Origin of the sequence: Rhodohalobacter halophilus (assembly GCF_001715195.1) — a bacterium.
GTDB classification, from domain to species: Bacteria; Bacteroidota; Rhodothermia; order Balneolales; family Balneolaceae; genus Rhodohalobacter; species Rhodohalobacter halophilus.
The window spans coordinates 60,600-78,273 of sequence record NZ_MDWE01000017.1 but is presented as its reverse complement, the minus strand read 5'-3'; the positions used below and the strand labels follow the sequence as shown (position 1 = coordinate 78,273).

The 17,674-nt window shown below is 45.0% G+C and carries 16 protein-coding genes; 4 read left to right on the top strand and 12 right to left on the bottom strand.

Annotated elements, in window-relative coordinates; translation table 11 throughout:
* The 5 genes from BG260_RS06295 to BG260_RS06275 all read right to left on the bottom strand — a co-directional run.
* A partial coding sequence (locus tag BG260_RS06295; RefSeq protein ID WP_141691530.1) for a M20/M25/M40 family metallo-hydrolase occupies window positions 1-637 on the bottom strand: 637 nt, incomplete at its 3' end.
* 96 nt (window positions 638-733) lie between these two features.
* On the bottom strand, window positions 734-1,501 hold the full coding sequence (locus BG260_RS06290) for an SH3 domain-containing protein (RefSeq protein ID WP_069131112.1): 768 nt from the start codon (window positions 1,499-1,501) through the stop codon (window positions 734-736).
* Window positions 1,498-3,279, bottom strand: a complete 1,782-nt coding sequence (locus tag BG260_RS06285; RefSeq protein WP_069131111.1) for a BatD family protein — start codon at window positions 3,277-3,279, stop codon at window positions 1,498-1,500. Before BG260_RS06285 ends, BG260_RS06290 begins: the two co-directional genes overlap by 4 nt.
* Window positions 3,263-3,955, bottom strand: a complete 693-nt coding sequence (locus BG260_RS06280) for a tetratricopeptide repeat protein (RefSeq protein ID WP_069131110.1) — start codon at window positions 3,953-3,955, stop codon at window positions 3,263-3,265. Before BG260_RS06280 ends, BG260_RS06285 begins: the two co-directional genes overlap by 17 nt.
* A 70-nt stretch (window positions 3,956-4,025) precedes the next feature.
* A complete protein-coding gene (locus BG260_RS06275; protein WP_069131109.1) occupies window positions 4,026-4,787 on the bottom strand; it encodes a YebC/PmpR family DNA-binding transcriptional regulator in 762 nt (253 codons plus the stop codon).
* A gap of 318 nt (window positions 4,788-5,105) precedes the next feature.
* Between BG260_RS06275 and bshA the strand changes: the two genes are divergently transcribed.
* The 3 genes from bshA to BG260_RS06260 all read left to right on the top strand — a co-directional run bounded on the left by bshA (window position 5,106) and on the right by BG260_RS06260 (window position 9,697).
* Window positions 5,106-6,239 (top strand): N-acetyl-alpha-D-glucosaminyl L-malate synthase BshA, encoded by a 1,134-nt coding sequence (gene bshA / locus BG260_RS06270; protein ID WP_069131108.1) that lies wholly within the window; start codon window positions 5,106-5,108, stop codon window positions 6,237-6,239.
* 4 nt (window positions 6,240-6,243) lie between these two features.
* Complete coding sequence (locus tag BG260_RS06265; RefSeq protein ID WP_069131107.1) at window positions 6,244-7,491, top strand: serine hydrolase domain-containing protein; 1,248 nt, start codon at window positions 6,244-6,246, stop codon at window positions 7,489-7,491.
* 433 nt (window positions 7,492-7,924) lie between these two features.
* Window positions 7,925-9,697, top strand: coding sequence for a histidine kinase dimerization/phosphoacceptor domain -containing protein (locus tag BG260_RS06260; RefSeq protein WP_176719447.1), 1,773 nt, complete (start codon window positions 7,925-7,927; stop codon window positions 9,695-9,697).
* A 65-nt stretch (window positions 9,698-9,762) separates the two neighbouring features.
* Here BG260_RS06260 and sucC read toward each other — a convergent pair whose 3' ends face one another.
* Window positions 9,763-10,971, bottom strand: coding sequence for an ADP-forming succinate--CoA ligase subunit beta (gene sucC / locus BG260_RS06255; protein ID WP_069131105.1), 1,209 nt, complete (start codon window positions 10,969-10,971; stop codon window positions 9,763-9,765).
* 155 nt (window positions 10,972-11,126) lie between these two features.
* Between sucC and BG260_RS06250 the strand changes: the two genes are divergently transcribed.
* Window positions 11,127-11,651, top strand: a complete 525-nt coding sequence (locus BG260_RS06250) for a hypothetical protein (RefSeq protein ID WP_069131104.1) — start codon at window positions 11,127-11,129, stop codon at window positions 11,649-11,651.
* On the opposite strand, the gene BG260_RS06245 is transcribed toward BG260_RS06250, so the two are convergent.
* The 6 genes from BG260_RS06245 to BG260_RS06220 all read right to left on the bottom strand — a co-directional run bounded on the left by BG260_RS06245 (window position 11,648) and on the right by BG260_RS06220 (window position 17,608).
* Window positions 11,648-12,367: an N-formylglutamate amidohydrolase gene (locus BG260_RS06245; RefSeq protein ID WP_069131103.1), complete on the bottom strand. Its 720-nt coding sequence runs from the start codon at window positions 12,365-12,367 to the stop codon at window positions 11,648-11,650. The two genes, BG260_RS06250 and BG260_RS06245, sit on opposite strands and share 4 nt — an antisense overlap.
* Window positions 12,345-13,598, bottom strand: a complete 1,254-nt coding sequence (locus BG260_RS06240) for a glutamate-cysteine ligase family protein (RefSeq protein ID WP_069131102.1) — start codon at window positions 13,596-13,598, stop codon at window positions 12,345-12,347. Before BG260_RS06240 ends, BG260_RS06245 begins: the two co-directional genes overlap by 23 nt.
* Window positions 13,595-15,061: a RimK family protein gene (locus BG260_RS06235; RefSeq protein ID WP_069131101.1), complete on the bottom strand. Its 1,467-nt coding sequence runs from the start codon at window positions 15,059-15,061 to the stop codon at window positions 13,595-13,597. The genes BG260_RS06240 and BG260_RS06235 overlap by 4 nt, the downstream gene beginning before the upstream one ends.
* Window positions 15,058-15,756 carry a C39 family peptidase gene (locus BG260_RS06230; RefSeq protein WP_069131100.1) on the bottom strand — a complete coding sequence of 233 codons (699 nt, stop codon included), beginning with the start codon at window positions 15,754-15,756 and terminating at the stop codon, window positions 15,058-15,060. The genes BG260_RS06235 and BG260_RS06230 overlap by 4 nt, the downstream gene beginning before the upstream one ends.
* 117 nt (window positions 15,757-15,873) lie before the next feature.
* Window positions 15,874-16,422 (bottom strand): D-glycero-alpha-D-manno-heptose-1,7-bisphosphate 7-phosphatase, encoded by a 549-nt coding sequence (locus tag BG260_RS06225; RefSeq protein ID WP_069131099.1) that lies wholly within the window; start codon window positions 16,420-16,422, stop codon window positions 15,874-15,876.
* A 10-nt stretch (window positions 16,423-16,432) separates the two neighbouring features.
* Complete coding sequence (locus BG260_RS06220; protein WP_069131098.1) at window positions 16,433-17,608, bottom strand: CynX/NimT family MFS transporter; 1,176 nt, start codon at window positions 17,606-17,608, stop codon at window positions 16,433-16,435.
* Window positions 17,609-17,674: the final 66 nt, after the last annotated feature.

Sequence of the window (17,674 nt, the reverse complement as noted above, 5' to 3'; positions counted from 1 at the left end):
GGAGATCGCGGTTAGGTCCCGTTACGTGAACTTCCATATATGCCAATCCGCGCAGGCCATAGGTGATGGATGGCTGATCTTCCCCAAACATCGCCGTGTCTGAAATGAGTACCATATCACACTCGAGCAGATCCTTATTCGCTTTGATGAAGGGAACCAGGTTCGGTGAGCCGATCTCCTCTTCCCCTTCAAGGATAAACTTCACATTTACAGGAAGTTCAGTTCCGGTTTTCATATAGGATTCAATTGCTTTCACATGGGTGAAAGACTGCCCTTTGTCATCGCTCGAGCCACGGGCATAGACACGCCCCTCTTTCACTGTCGGCTCAAACGGTGGAGTTTCCCAAAGCTCATCCGGATCGGAAGGCTGAACATCGTAATGACCGTAAATCAGAACAGTTGGCCGGTCTTTGTGCGGGCATTTTTCTGCGGTAATGATGGGGTGTCCTTCAGTTTCGTGAAGTGTCACATGACCCAGACCAATCTCATTAAGTTGATCAATTAAAAATTGCGCTGCTTTTTTTACGTCTCCTTTGTGTTTTGAATCCGTACTAACGCTGGGAATTCGAAGAAAATCAAAAAGTTGCTCTTCAAAACTATTGGCGTTGTCGCGGATGTAATTTGCTACAGAACTCATACAGTAATTTTAGTCAGTTAGTTTTTATGAAGATACGTTTTTAAGTGCTGAATGTCATTTTCAAACAGCACGATATCGCCCTTGAATACTGCTCGTTTACGGTATTACTCTGACGGAAGGTGATGGAATCCAGCCGGTCATGCCATTTTCCAGGCGAATGTATAACCATTCATCACGGCTTTCGCTTTGGTGCTTGTCAACTCTTAAAATGTAGCCTTCGTAGGCAATGCTGACTTCAGCGGATGTTGAATTGGGCGACTGATAAACACGACTCTGCCGATCGGTTACAACTCCCGTGTCGTATCGATTGTCGAGGTAGGTGATGTAAAAAGCAGAAGCAAAATGGACTAAGGCAAGCCCCATGCACGCATACATCAGGTAGCGATACAGATTCTGATTTTTTTTTAAATACCATGAAATCAGGATTAGTACAACAGCGCTGTAAAGAAATACAAACCCAAGTATGTGCAGTGCTGAAGTACCGACCTGCTCATCAAGAAATGTAAAAAATCTTTCCCAGGGCAGTGGCGGCAATACAGCGGAGCGTCTGCTAAAGCGTTCATTAATCGTTTGAACCGCCTGCAGTGCGTCTGACTTTGTCTCCTTGTAGTTGGAAGACCTTAAAAAATAGTATTTGGCCATCCCAAGTGAGTCGAGCTGTGAATAGGCAATTCCCATATTATACCATAAGGCACCGGACTGATGACCCTCCTTTTCAATCTCAATGTATTGATCAATCGCTTGCCGAAACTCTTGCTGTTCAAGTAACTCGGTGGCTTCATTAAAAGCGGTCTGTTGAGCATGGAGGGCTTCAAAAGAGGTTGGAAACAATAGAAACAGTAAGGCTACAGTCAGTCTTCTCACAGCAATTTTTTTAACTCTTTAATTAACTGTTCCGTTTTTTCGATGTCTTTCATTTGGTCGTCCATTGAGCCCGCCGGTGCATAGCTGATGGTTGCGCACTTGTTAAGCAGCATTTTTAATGTTTTGGCTGTCTCAACAGAAGCCTCGTTCTGTTTAACTTTTTCGACCAAGTCATGATCTGAAAGGCCGGCAAGCGGCAGGCCCAGCTTATCGCTTATATACCCGCTTAACGCCTTGTGAAGATGGTTGTAAATCTCTTTAGTGTTCTCTTGTTCATGGGCTTTTATTGCAGCTTCAATATGATTTTTTGCAGTCTCAAAAGAGCGGTGTGACCTGGCATAGACAGAGTCAGACTGTAATCTCTCTAACTGCTGCTTTTTCAGATATCCGACAATGAGTATGGCCAATGGTAAAATCCAGAGTATCCAATAGATCGTTCGAGAATAAAACGGCCGGTTTGGATTGGAGTTCCATACGGCAAGTCCGGTAACCGGGGTCAAAACAGCGTCGGATGCTGAACCGCTGCCCGCAATAGTTGCACCGGAAGCGGGGGAGGCGCGGAAGGTGATTTCCGGCAGTGTGATGTACCTCTGGCGCCGGTTATCTACATCATAGACGGAGATTCGTTGCTCGGGTACCCGAAACTCTCCCGGAGCACGCGGTACAAGAAGTTCGGTAAATGTTTTCTCACCTCGAATGTTCAGCCCCCTGCGCTCGATATTGCTGCTTTCCTGAGGGGTGTAGAGGTCAATGCCATCGGGCATATTGTACTCAGGTCTTCGAAGTAGTGGAATATTTCCGGTTCCGCGTATTGTGGTAGTCAACTCCACGGTTTCGCCGGTGGCAACACTGTTTCTGTTGATGGATCGTTCAATGGTTAGATCGCCAACGGCATTAATATTCACCACATCCCGTTCAGTTTGAGGAAGTGGCTGGATATCCAGCTCAATGGGTTCAGACTCTAAAGAAACTCGCCTTTGATTGATACTGCCACCAAAAAAGCTCCCAAACGGGTCATTGCGGGAAGGCCGCGTTCTTACCCCAACACTCATCGGATATTCCGCAAGTGTGAGGTTACCGCTTCGGCTGGGGAAGAGTGCATATCTCAACAATGTTGCAGTTCGGTACCGAACTCCGTTTAAAATTACTGACTCTGCCTCAGGCTGGCGGATATTTTCCAGCTCCTCTTTCCAGAAACCATCGGTGCGCCAACCTGCAGTGGGCTGGAATGATGTGATTTCAATGCCTTGCTTGAAATAGAGTACAACGCTCGCCACAATCTGCTGACCGGTTACCGGCCGGTCGTCACTCAATTCAACTTCAAGAAAAATATCGGGGAGCTGTCTTGATGAATCGGTCGATAAATTTCCCTTTTCAATAATTTCGATTTGAATGGGATTGGTTTGGCGTGTTTCTCCATCTATTTCTATAGAAACCGGCGGAATGGTATGAACACCTGTATCCCTGGCAATTAGCGAAAAACTGTAGGTTGTGCTTGTCGTTGTTCGGCCATTAACGATGGAAATGCTCGTACTTCGGGATGGTGTTGATGAGAGAACTCTGACGCCATACAGCTGCGGGAGAACCGGGAGGGAAACGTCTCTCATGGATGAACCTGAAACTTCAATATTCAGATTAAATTGCTCACCGACAAAAATCCGGTTTTCTGAAACAGTTGCTTCCAGTGTGTAGTCCTGGCTGTAAAGATCGGCCGGCAGCAGTACGGAAAACAAAATTCCGAGCCCGATAAGCGATGAGAAACTACCAATCTTTATCATTGTCCGGATTTCTTGTGGTTGCCTCTTTTTTCCGGTTTTCGAGCAGCTCTCTCTCAAGCTGTTCCAGGGCGTTCAGTATGTTTTCAGCCTCTTCAGGTGTCATATTTTGAGGCTGCGGCTGACTTTCAGGATTTTGCGGTTGATCCTGTGGAGGTTGTTCATTTGGATTTTGCTGCTGATCCTGATTTTGCTCATTCTCCTCTTCATTCTGATCACCGTCTGAGTCGGAATTATCCTGTTGCTGTTGTTCTTGCTGCTCTTTCTCCTGCTTCTTTTTTATGGCAAGTTCATAATTGTACCGGGCATCAGCATCACCTGGATTTTTTCGTAAGGCATCCCGAAATCGTTCAATGGCTTGATCGTACTCCTCAAGGTCACTCAGAATTTTTCCCTGGTTGTAGTCTGCCATCGCCTGGCGTTCGACCTCCTCTGTCAGAGATCGATATTGTTCAAAAGCCTGCATTGCCTCTTCAGTTTCTCCAAGTTCAGTCAGTGAATTTCCAAGATTAAAATAGAGGCGCGCGTCATCCGGGGCTTGATCAATAGCCTGGCGGAATAGCTGTGCAGCTAACTCGAAATCTCCATTTTTGTACGCTTCATTAGCCTTTCTTGCATCATTGAGAGATGCCGCGCTAAAGAGAAAGAAACATGCAATCAGCAGAGTCAATCTTTTCATAGTCATAAATTGATGAACTTATATATACGTACGAAGTAACGGGTAGCAACCGTCTGAAAGTATGGGATGATTACGATTCACTGTCGAGCAGCGCCAGTGTTTCATCATCCAGTTTCATATTGGTAAAAATATTGGATACGTCGTCGTTGTCATCAAACTTATCCATCATTTTCAGGTTCTTTCTGGCTGTATCAGGGGCAGCGGAAACTTCGGTCATCGGTACCCGAATTAATTCAGCACTTTCCGGTTTGATGTCGTTCTCTTCAAGGTTTTTTCGCACTTCAAAAAGTCCTTCACGGGATGTGATAACCTCGAAAAAGTCATCTTCAATTGTTACGTCTTCTGCACCCGCATCGATAGCCGTGAGCATAAACTCCTCCTCATCCAGGCCTTCGGCATTCACCTTAATCGACCCTTTCTGTTCAAACAAGTAAGCCACCGAACCGTCCGTGCCCAGGTTACCTCCATGTTTTGTAAAAATGTGCCGAATCTCACCAACGGTGCGGTTCAGGTTGTTGCTGGTGGCTTCAACAAAATAGGCAATTCCGCCGGGGCCGTATCCTTCATAGGTAACTTCTTCGTAATTGCCGGATCCGTCATCAAGTTCGCCGGTTCCTTTTTTGATGGCGCGCTCAATGTTGTCTTTTGGAAGGTTTACAGCTTTGGCATTTTCGATGGCGAGCGACAGGCGCGGGTTTGCATCAGGGTCGCCGCCGCTCTCCCGTGCGGCAACGGTAATTTCACGAATGTGCTTGGTAAATACTTTTGCGCGCTTTGCGTCTTCCTTTGCCTTTTTGTGCTTGATATTAGCCCATTTGGAATGTCCTGCCATAAGAATAATGTCTAATTTTAAAGGGAGAGTTGAGGCATCAAATATAAAGGAAAACTCAATTTTCACCTAATGGATCGATTCTCGAAAATAATAGCTTTCAAAGATAAAACGAATCGGCATCCGGGTTTGTTTTAAAGTTCAGCTTTAAGCAGAACAAGATAGTTGGTACATTCAGATGGCCATGCATAACTTGCGTATCATGCGTATCAGCCGGAATGGACGGTTGAGTGATATTCTGAAGTCGATGTCAAATGGTTTTGTATGCTTCTTAAAACAGATATTCTACCTGGAAATCAGGCAAATCAATAGGTCCACGAGATGAACATAGGTATTGTCTGCTACCCCACATATGGAGGAAGCGGTGTTGTAGCAACTGAACTTGCGAAAGGATTGGCAAATAGAGGCCACAACCTTCATATTTTAAGCTATGCACGCCCGGCCCGGCTGGATACACTCCGGACAGATATTACATTCCACGAAGTGGATTTGAGCAGCTATCCACTGTTTGAGTATCCACCTTACGACCTGGCACTGGCCAATAAAATGGTGGAACTGATCCTGTATGATAATCTGGATATTCTGCATGTCCATTACGCGATTCCACACGCAACCAGTGCCTACCTGGCGCGGCAGATTGTTAATGAAAACTCCTGCAAGGTGCCGGTCATCACAACACTTCACGGAACGGATATCACCCTGGTTGGAAGCAACCCGACCTACAAGGCAGTTGTGGACTTTTCGATCAACAAAAGTGATGGAGTGACGGCTGTTTCGGAGTATTTGAAGGAGGAGACCTATAAACTCTTTGATATTAAGAAAGAGATTAAAGTGATTCCGAACTTCATCGATCTGGATCGGTTCAAACGCTCAAAGAAAGAACATTTTAAAAAAGCCATCTGCCCCAATGGGGAAAAAGTGGTGACCCACGTTTCAAACTTTAGAGAAGTGAAACGGGTAACAGATGTGATTGGGGCCTTTGATCAAATTTTAAAGAATGGCGTGCCTTCAAAACTGTTAATGGTGGGTGACGGGCCGGATCGCTCAAAGGCGGAGAAAGAGTGCAGAGATCTGGGGATATGTGAACACGTTCGGTTTTTGGGCAAGCAGGAACAGGTGGAAGAGGTGCTCTCCATTGCAGACTTGTTTATGATTCCATCAGGCAGTGAAACATTCGGCCTGGCTGCTCTTGAAGCGATGAGCTGCTCTGTTCCGGTCATCAGCTCCAATGTAGGCGGCCTCCCTGAAGTGAACATACATGAAGAGACGGGATATGTTTGCGAGCTCGGCGATGTGGAGTGCATGGGTAGAGCTGCCACCAGGATTCTGAAGGATGAAAAACTTCATGCAAAAATGTCGAAAGCCGCCCGAAAACGAGCCGAACAGTTTGAGATTGATAAAATCGTTTCGGTCTATGAAGAGTACTACCTGGAAGTGAAGGCCAACATGAGCTAACTGCATGATTCCGTTTAGAGCACTTATCCGCGTCTTGATCGGTTTTTTAATGGCAATCCTGGTTGTCTCTTGCAGCATAGAGGAAGAGAGCAAGGAGGTGATCGGTACGCCGGAGCTGGATGAGATTATTGAGAGCGGACTTCGCGAATCGTACTACACAGGGGCTGTTTTGGTAATCGGCAACAGCCGGGGTGTTGTGGTTGAAAAGGCATACGGTTATGCCGATCTGTATAATGAAGACCTTCGCGTTGTAGCTGAGCCCGACAGTATAACTACAGATCATCTGTTTGACCTCGCCTCGCTCACCAAAATATTTGGTACCACACTTGCAGTGATGAAGCTCCACAGTGATGGGCTGATCGAACTGGATGAATCGGTTTCTGAATTTTTGCCTGAATTTAGCAGAGAGCGTCTGGCTCAAATAACCGTCCGGAGTTTATTGAATCACTCATCCGGATTAATGCAGTGGTACCCCACCTTTTATGAGGTAGCCCGGCCTTCGGATTTTCTGTCCTGGCTTGCAGGCCGGTCTTTGATTTCTGAACCGGGTGAATCAAGAAATTACAGCGATCTCGGTTTTATGGTATTAGCGGAGATTGTAGAAAAGGCCGCAGGCAGATCAATGGATCAATATTTACAGGAAGAGGTCTATCGTGAGATCGGTTTGTCAGAAACTGGTTTCAACCCCGATGCTGAAAGCGCTGATGTGGTGGCAACCTCACATGGAAATCCGTTTGAAAAAAAGATGGTGTATGATAAAAATTTCGGATATCGAATCAACATCGACCCTGAAAAATGGAATGGCTGGCGGAATTATACCCTGAAAGGAGAGGTGAATGATGGCAATGCACACTACACGTTTGACGGCGTGGCGGGGCATGCGGGGCTTTTTTCAACAGGCCGGGAACTGGCCAAATTGCTACAGTTAATTCTAAATGGCGGGGAGTATAACGGGAATCAGATAATTTCTGAAGAGACAATCGAGGAATTTACAAGGAAAGATCAATATGGAAACGGCCTTGGCTGGGCAATGGATGAGGGGACTCTTCATGCCGACAACTTACCGCTGGAAAGTGTTGGTCATGCAGGTTTTACGGGAACAAATTTTGTATTGAGCCCCGAAAGCGACCTCTTCTACATCTTTTTAACCAATCGGCAGCATGTGGGTGTAGATGAGCGGGGAGATTATCCAAATTTGAGAGAGATACGAACGCGGCTGGCTTCAGAGGTATTTTCAGAATTTACAGACTAAAAAAGATCAGGCCCTTTATAGATTGAAATCTCTTTAATGGGATTTACAGATCCCCTTGTTTCTCATCCGTGTATTTGTCACAAATTTTGCAAAAACTGAAGGGTTACGTGCTGTTTGATCAATGGGTCAGAAAGCTTAAAAAATCTAATGACAAATCCTGCAGTGAAATGTGAACGCGATCATGTCCAAAAAAACAGCCATTCTGAATGATAAACCCAAATATACTTACTCAAAATGATGTATGGTAAAAGATTGAATAAGTCATAAAACAGAAGAATATTTTATGTTTATTGATTTGATGTAGAATCTTTGATTAAATATTGTATTTTTCTTGGCTGTATGATTTAATCAAGGTGTTTATATAAACTGTGGTTTTGCAAATTCCGTATCCGGAATGGCAAATCAGGCTTTAAGGGGGGAGGCTATAAATTTTATGAAAATTAGCAGTTGGTTTGATAAAGGAAGAAACTCGACCGTTGGATTGGTTATCGGTTTTGCATTATTAGCCGGGGCACTATATACGCTTCAGTTTTATAGCAGTAGTCTGCAGGTTGGAATGAGGGCGTTTAATTTTGGCAGCAGTCAATTTATGAAGTCTCAACAACTGGCAGTAAATGAGTTGGTTCAGTTTGTCTATACCGAAGACGAAGACCACATAGACCGGTTTTATAACCACATTAAAATGGTTGATAATCTCAGACAGGGCCGAGAGCTTTTAACATCGGGTTATGAGAACAGGAGAGAGATTGCAGAATACCTTCATATTGGAGAAGATGAGCCCTATGGCGTAGTTGAATTGATTCGGTTCTACAACTTTTTATCTCATCGAGAGTCTGTGCAGAACTTATTATCCATATGGGAAGAGACTGATCAAAAAATCTTTCAACTTCAAAAGGTAGCAGACGAAGCTCGTCAAAGTTCAATAGCTGGTGAATTTTCAGACGTACAGAAACAGCAGTTTTTAGATGATATATTCAACCTTTCACGCGAAATCACTTCTTTAGACCAGCAGTTCTTTACCTCTATCAATCGTGCAGGTGTACTTGTTGACAGTATTATTTTGCGATTCAATGTGGCTGTAATTGTTATCCTGGTTCTACTTTTAGGCGGATTCATCTATATCCAGATGAGCAACATTCGCCGATGGAATGACAAGCTTGAGGCGAGCGATAAAAAGTTTAAAATTGTACTGAATAACTCGCAGGATGTTATTTACCAGATGGATCTGAAAACCGGTAAATATGTTTATATGAGTCCTTCAGCCGAAAATATGCTCGGTTACAGTATGAAGGAGATGAAAGATGGCGGTGCAGAGTTTTTCCTGTCCATAACTCACCCCGATGACCTCAAAGCTATGGAAGAGGAGGTGGAGCAGTACAAATCCACAGATCTGGATAAGCGAGTTGCTGTCGACACTCAGTTCAGGGTTAAGCGAACAGATGGGAACTACATCTGGGTGAACAATAAACGGACTCTGTTGCGTGATGAGAATAATGAACCGAGCTACATCATTGGGAATGTGAGGGACATATCAGAGAGGAAGAAGTACATAGAGGCGCAGGAGATATCGCTGAAGGAAAAAGAGATGCTTCTGTCAGAGATTCATCACCGGGTAAAAAATAATTTATCGATAGTATCGAGCCTGATTGAGCTTCAAAAGAGCAGCCGGGATGTAATCACCGAAGAGGATCTGAAAGAGATTCAGGATCGAATCCGCTCCATAGCCCTGGTTCATGAAAAGCTTTATCAGACGGATACACTTGCTGACGTAGACCTATCAGACTATATCAGCGATCTGCTTGATATGATCAAAAACTCGATAGGTTCTAATAAAAAGAAGATTGAGCTAACCAGCGATGTGGATCATGTGAAGATCAACAATAAGAAAGCTGTCCCGATCGGGCTGATTATTAATGAGTTGGTCAACAACTGTTATAAATATGCTTTTAACGACCAGGAATCGGGGAAGATTGAAGTTTCCCTGAAGAGAGACGGAGAAGATCGGGTAGTTTTAAAAGTAAGGGATAACGGTGCGGGTTTGCCGGAAAATTTTGAGGGTAAATCTGAAAAATCACTTGGAATGACGTTGATTCGCGCTTTTACAAAGCAGGTGAAGGGAGATTTGGAAACCGGGACTGAAAATGGAGCGGTGTTCACCATACAGTTTGAGTTGCCAAAAAACGGATCTGAAGAGAGTAATAAATAAAAAGCCCCAATCCCGTGAAGAAAAGAGGCTTTTGACGGAGATTTCCGTTGTGGGAAGTCGCTAAATTAAGCTGCCAAAACTTTTGACACCTCTTCAGCAGCTTCTTTAAGAAGTACCGCAGAGATCACATTCAGATCACTGTTGTCAATAATCTCCTTCGCTTCTTCTGCATTGGTACCCTGTAAGCGAACGATAATCGGCACATTCTTCACTTTCTCTGCAATTTCAGGATCTTTAACAGCCTCGATCACGCCGTTAGCAACACGGTCGCAGCGAACAATTCCGCCGAAGATGTTGATCAAGATTGCTTTCACATTTTTGTCTTCCAAAATAATGCGGAATCCGTTTTTCACGGTCTCAACATTCGCTCCGCCGCCCACATCAAGGAAGTTGGCAGGTTCGCCGCCTGATAGCTTAATAATATCCATGGTTGCCATTGCCAGTCCGGCGCCGTTCACCATGCATCCTACGTTTCCGTCCAGCTTAATATAGTTCAGATCATACTTGGAGGCTTCCAGTTCAATGGGGTTCTCTTCAGCAGTATCGCGCAGTTCTACAATATCTTTGTGCCGGTAGAGTGCATTGCCGTCGAATGTTACTTTAGCATCGAGCGCCATTACATCGCCATCGGTTGTAAGTACCAGCGGGTTAATCTCAACCATGTTGGCATCTTTCTCCAGGTAGAAATTGTAGAGTGCCATGATAAACTTAACAGCCTTTTTAAAAGCGTCTCCTTCGAACCCAAGTGCAAAGGCGATGCGGCGAGCTTGTGATGGGTACAGTTCCATACCGGGCTCAACCCACTCTTTTACAATTTTTTCAGGAGTCTCTTCAGCCACTTTCTCAATTTCAACACCGCCTTCGGTTGATACCATAATCACGTTCTGGCTGTTGGCTCGGTCGAGCAGAATTCCGAGATAGTACTCTTTTTCAATATCTACGCCGTCTGTAACATAGATGGTTTTTACTTCCTGACCTTCCTCACCGGTCTGGATCGTTACCAATGTATCACCTAAAAGTGATTCGGCAGCTTCCCGTACTTCATCGATAGACCGGCACAGGATAACACCCTTTGCGTTGTTCTTTTTTGTTCGCCCTTTGCCGCGTCCGCCGGCATGAATCTGGGCTTTAACAACAAACAGCTCTGTTCCATTAGCTTTCATCTCTTCAGCAGCCTTTACAGCTTCATCTACTGAAGATGTGGCCACTCCATCGGGAACAGCAACACCTGCTTCTTTAAATAGCTCCTTCGCTTGATACTCGTGAATTTTCATAATTCAATTAGGTTAATCAGTCAGCTTTTTGGTTTAATAAATTCGTCCTAATAATACCCAAATACGGAGGCAAATAAAAGTAATGGAGAGCTTTTGCTGTAAGGGATTCCGGATTTATCCCTCTTATAGAAAAGGGGAAAGAAAAAAGAGACAGTATGAGTAGAAGATTTAAGAATAAGACAAAGGAGCTGAAAAGTGCAGAGTTGAAAATCAGAGGTGAAATGCCGGTTTTGTTACATAAGCAAGCTCTGAATAAAGTGGTGGACGGATTGAAGTGGTGTTGCGAAAAGCGAGGGCTCCGGATTTATAATTACTGTATTTTGCCAAATCGTATTCTGTTAATTTCTGATGCAGCCTGGGGCTCTGTTGATGATACCCTCCACAATTTCATGGACTTTTCAGCGAAAGCCGTTCTTCAGCTGATGCAGTTTCAAAGAAACTCTCCGTTAATGGATTTGATGTTGACAAATATGCATCGTTCCGACTCACTTTGGGAAGAAGATCCAAACGTGAAGGTACTCATCAAACAGGAGCAACACGATGAAGTATCCCGGAGAATTGTAAACCGCCCGGTTGACCTTGGGTGGGTTTCGAAGGCTGAACACTATCTGTTGTGCAGTGAGCATCCGAAAAATCCTCTACAAGGCTGGATTGTTGAAGGGATTGATCCGTGGAGCTAAGCAGGCAGTTTGGTTATTTCCGAAAGCGATTGTGCAATGGAAAATGAGAACTCGTGACTAAACTCTTTGGCTTCGGTCAATAATTTTTGATTCACTTCCAGTTCAATTCCCACATAGAGTTCAGAATTAAATACCTCCCGAAGGTGTGTCGTAAGTCCATCATCCACTCCTCTATAGGGCTGATTATGGCAAATAGTTAAATGCGGAAGTTTACTTTCAAGGTTCTGTTTCCACAAGCGGCTAAATTGTTTTTCATGCGCCGCTGCCGGATCAAAAAGTATACCGATATCGCACGCTCTCTCTTTTCCCCTGAACACGGGTGTGAACGTATGAACCCCGATGTGAATCACCTTTTTACCTGATTGAATCAAATGCCTGATTGCTGCTTCGATCTCATTTCGGTAAGGACCATAGTAATTTTCTATTAAATATTTTTTGTCTTTGGCAGAAAGAAATTTGCTGAACTCTGAGAAAAGGCGGCGGTGGCCCAATGAGCGGTTCACCTCAATCAACAGGCGGGTAATGGAAAAGGTGAAAATGGGAGCGTTCAAGTCATCCGAAAGAAACTTTGCCAGAGAAAGCGCTCCCGGATCCCAGCCGCGATGTGAATTGAGTATCTCGTCTGCTTTCACAAACAGATGCCGATAACCTTCCGGTATAAAGTTTCCCGCATGCTCACAGGTGATGATTATTTCAGGGGATAAATGCTTTTCCAAGTTGCAGAGAATTACAGAGTTGATGGTAGGTGTTTTGTAACTCCCTTCTGTTGAATGATTTTGGAAGTGAGTTAAGAATACGGTTTGCCAGAGTTCCTTCTCTGAAAATGAGGTCCAAATGAGCATCAGACTCTGCAGAAAATGGTTCGATCTCTTTCAGGCGTTGGAATGCAGCGGGGCAAATCTCTCCGGCTTTCATGGATGAACGGTTCATGCCAAACATCTTCAGGAATCTACGGTCTTCGATCACAGCTCTTTCCCCTTCTTCAATGGTTGCCAGTAATATTGGATAAAGCTCGCTTTCACCCCAGTTTTTTTGCTCATCATGGCTGCTCCACACTTCGTTTACGAAAGCTTTTGTAAGTGCGACGATCCACTCCAGGATGGCCAGATCGGCACCGGGAAATTCCTGAATATCCATTACTCGAACCTCGATGGCGTTTCTATCCCACCGTGGCATCAGCCCGCGGGAGTTGAGCCACTCCTCCTGCAAGATCTCGTCCGTATCGTATGGAGAGATATCCCGATACATCTTATCAAGAATATGTGATTGATAATCATCACGCGTAAAAATGGCTTCCGGAACAATCAGCCCCGTGATGGAGGGAATACGCAGGGAGTTGGTCCGGTAGGCTTCCATCCGGTAATTTAAAAATGGTTTGCGCTGTGCATCTGCAATCGGGGATGATGCAGCCATGGCGGGAATAAGCGGAAGAACGATGCGCAATGCAGCGTGCAGTTTTGCAAACTCATCGTCACCATAAAACGGAAGATTCAGGTGCGTGCTTTGCAGGTTTGACCAGCCATGACCCGAACAGTTGAAAATTCGATTGTAGGCCTCATAAATCGGGTTATACTCATGCGGCCACAGTTCGACACTTTGCAATGGATTCATCCAGGGGTGCATGGCACCTGGCATCAGGCAGGCTTCAAATGTTGAAAGTATAGAATTGATATCTGAAACTTGTTTCTGGAATTCAGTCCCCAGGTTTACAAGCTCCGTTACAGGTCCGTTTGTTTTTAGTTCGATGACGTGAAGGACCAGTTCGTTGCTCCATGCCAAGCCATTTAGGGCAACCTCGTTGACGATCTTCCCGGCTTGATGTTCCAAAACTTTGTCAGCAATCGGATAAATGTCGAGTGAATCTTGCCGGACGATGGCGTATTCTAGTTCTACACCGAAGCCTTCAAAAAGGTGAAGGGGTCGTTTTTGATTGATCGTTACACTCATTTTGCAGCCACTCCTTTTCTCTCTTCAATACGGCGCATAAATTCATCCATAATGAGCTCATAAAGACGGTCTTTTAACAAGAAATCCTCAAAACCCGAATCGATGTTTGGGTTGTCGTTAATTTCGATCACAAAAATCTCACCGCCTCTCTCCTTTAAATCCACCCCATAAAGTCCGTTTCCGATCAAGGAGGAAGCTTTTAAAGCGTGCTTGATGACATGTTCAGGCACCTGGTCAACGGGGATTGTGTCGGAGTTGCCGGAGTGTGTTTTACCGTCACCGGTTCGTTTGTAGATCTGCCAGTGATTTTTTGCCATGTGATAGCGGCAGGCGTAAATCGGTTGATTATTCAAGATTCCAACTCGCCAGTCATAGTCTGTTGGAATAAAAACCTGTGCAATAAGCAGGTCCGACTTTTCAAAAAGTCGTGAAGTCCACTGTTTGTACTCTTCAGGTGTGGTTGCCTTCACAACTCCCTGAGAGAATGAGCTGTCGGGCTGTTTCAGAATACAGGGTAATCCCAGTTTTTCCAGCGCTTCTGCTGCATTATCACTGTTGATGATTTCAGTTTGAGGCATAGGTACGCCGTGTTTGCTCAGCAGTTCAGCAAGGTAAACCTTATTTGTGCATCTCAAAATTGACTCCGGATCGTCAATCACAGTCAACCCCTCCGCCATGGCCCGCCGTGCAAAGCGGTAGGTATGGTGGTTTACGGAGGTGGTTTCTCTGATAAAAAGTGCATCGAACTCGTTAATTCTGGAGTAATCCTCTCGGGTAATCAATTCGGTGTAAAATCCAATGCTTTCCGCCGCTTTGATAAATTTCTGTATTGCCTTCGGGTCTGATGGCGGGAACTCCTCATCGGGGTTGACCAATATGGCGAGGTCGTACCGGTAATCTTTTTTTACAATTGGGCGCTTACCCTTTTTGAAGTATTCGCGAGCCATTTCAACAGCAAATGCTCTGTGATCAACCGGGATTTCATCAGATGGAATTGTTTTAACAGACTGCAGCAGCCACTCCCCGTCCTTTTTTTGAAACAGCGCTCTGAGAAATGGTGCCCTGAACTCCTGGAATAGTCGTTTGGAAAGCGAGTCATATTTTTTGGCAAGGTTTTTACCAAAATAGATGCTCAGGACAAATTCATCAGACTGAATGGTTAAAAAACTTTTTTGAATGAGACGTTGAAGTTCATCAGATACAATTCGCACCAGGGCAGGCGTTTTTAAATCCTGTGTGGTTAGGATGTTAGGCAGCGGTGTGTGGCCGCGGGCTTGTGCCAACAGGGATACATAGTACCCGGTTGATTGATAGCGGTAACTTTTGCAAAGATTGTAAACTCTGGCCCTCTTCAATTTAGAGTAGACAGAGTCCATCAGGTAGGATTTGGCTGCAACCACTTCCACTTCAGGGATTTCAAAGTTCCAGTGTTTTGGGTGGTCAACCACGATCAAATGTTTCATTTTTCTGCAGGTGTGATAATGATCAGGTTGGCATCGTACGTTACAATTCCAAGTAAAATTGCGTTGATAACCCTGTCGATGTTCATTCTGTAAACAAGTCCTTCTCCAAGGGGATTGTGACTGATGGGGTCTGCAATCTGCACCTCTCGGGTTTCGGGATCATAACCGCTCAGCAGCACAAAATGCCCTGCCGGGTGTCCGTTAATATCGTCATAATCAGAATTTGGTTCATACTCTCTTTTTGTTTGGTAGAGATACGTTGCGCTGAGTCCGGCAAGAATTGGGTGGCCCTTCTTAAGATGTTTACGAAGCAGCGAGGGTTTTAAATCCTGAAACTTTAACTCCCCTCCCAGCTTTAAAAATTCGATATAAGCATTCGTGACGACAGACAACTTTTTCCGTTTTTTGGCCTTTTTTTGAGCCAATAATTTTTCAATCATCCCGGCAGGGTGAAGTTCAAACCAGCTTGGGTCAAATACCTGAAGGTTGTATGTGTAGATTGTGGCTTTGTATCCGCGTTTTAATGCATGTACAGCCAGAAGTGCACCTACGGTTCCACCCTCATCAAATTGAATAACCTCATTTATGACAGTTTCCAAAGAGATGGAATCATCGTAAAACTCATAAAGAGAGTGAAGGGATGTTGGGCCGCAGGTGGTCTCGTCGGGCTGCTTTTTTATAGGAATTGATATCATTCGTTTATCTGAAGAAATGCTGATGAATTAAGCCTTTACGTTACAGGCATTAACGAATAATACGCAGATTTTGGAACTTAGTTATCAGTTGCGAACATTAGATTTTATGTATCTCAATCAGAAGTTCTTCTGAAGAACCTCGAGCAGGGTTGTGTAGAGGGCGATTTGGTTGCGTTCGAGCCAATGGTGATTCTGATTTTTTGCATGGCGCGATTTGATGAAAAACGGTTTGATCCCGAGTTCAAGAGCGGGTTTTAGATCAGAAACTTTATCGCCGGCCATGAATGATTGTGCCGGATCAATTCCATGTTTGCGGATCGCCTTCTGAAACATTCCGGTTTCTGGTTTTCTGTCTGCCGGATCAAACCTGTGTGGGGCCGGGTCAAATTTTGGGTGATGAGGAGCGATGTACCAATCATCAATCCTAAGGCCTTTTTCAGAGAGTTGGGTGTCTACCCAGTTGTGAAGTTGATTCACATCATTAACAGAGTAGTGGCCGCGAGATATTCCTGACTGATTAGTCACTACAATAATCTTGAATTCGTTTTGGTTCAGCCATTTGATCGCTTCCAGCGCACCCCGGCACCAGGTCCACTCTTCAGGTTTGTGTACAAAATTGTAATCTACATTGAGGGTTCCGTCACGATCAAGGAAAAATGCTTTCATAAAATTGATTTTACACGTGATAAGCTCTGCCGCTGATCCAGCCTGTCCAGAACTTGAGCAGCGAGACGATTAGTAGAAAAATGAGGGGGATGGTCCAGTTTCCGGCAAGATCGTGTATACCGCCAAAAAGGGCCGGCCCTACTGCTGCAAGCGTGTATCCAACAGATTGTGCCATTCCGGAGAGCTCATTGGCTGTTTCTGTATCTCGGGTTCGGAGTACGATAAAAAGTAGAGCCATGCCAAAACTCCCACCCAGTGAAAATCCCAGAATGGCCATCCAAAATTCTACGTAGACCGTGTTGGTGATCAAAATGATGCCAAGCAAGCTGAAAACTTCAAGCCCTATCAAAATTCCTATGGGCAGGCGCTGTCTCTGCCGACGCGAGGCCCATGCAGGCATAAGAAACGTTCCAAAAACCCCCGATCCCTGAACGATAGCCAGCATCCAACCGGCGCGTGCCGTTTCCATGCCGCGCTCAATTAATATTTCGGGCAGCCAGGCCACGGTAATGAAAAATGTGAATGCCTGAAATCCCATGAAGAGCGCAACATTCAGCGCAACTTTTGAGGTTCCAAGATGTTTTAGTGCGCTTGAGAAACTTCGTTTTGCGATTACCTGAACATTTCTTCGCATTTGAGGGAGCCACACGATCAGGGCAATCAGGGATATGATTCCCCAGCTTCCGAGCGTTTGTCGCCAACCCAATCCCAGCCCTTCCGATAGCGGTACACTGATACCCGATGAAATTGCAGCACCGGTTCCCAGCATGGCAGAGTAGATTCCGGTGACCAGCCCGTATCGATTTGGAAAGCTCTGTTTAACAATGCCGGGCAGCAGTACATTTGCAAGGGCGATGCCGACTCCCAAAATGGCCGTTCCTGCAAATAGTGCCGCGTGATTTGGAAAAACTCGAATGAATAGCCCAGCAGTTAACAGAATCAGGGCAAGACTCATGGTCCCCTGTGAGCCAAATTTTCGGGTAAAAAATGGCGTGAGGATTGAAAACACACCGAAGGCCAAAACCGGAAGCGTCGTGAGCATTCCCAGCAGGGTATTGGATAGCCCTGTATCAAGGCGTATTTCATAAATTAACGGACCGACAGCAGCGATGGCCGGGCGTAAGTTCAAAGCGATGATTGCAATAGCGGCAATCAGTAAAAATTTCCTGTTCTGCTGGGGTGACATACTATTTCTTTAATGCTAGCCTCAAAGGTAAGGATAGTTTCAGCAAATAGCGGGTTCGATTTGATT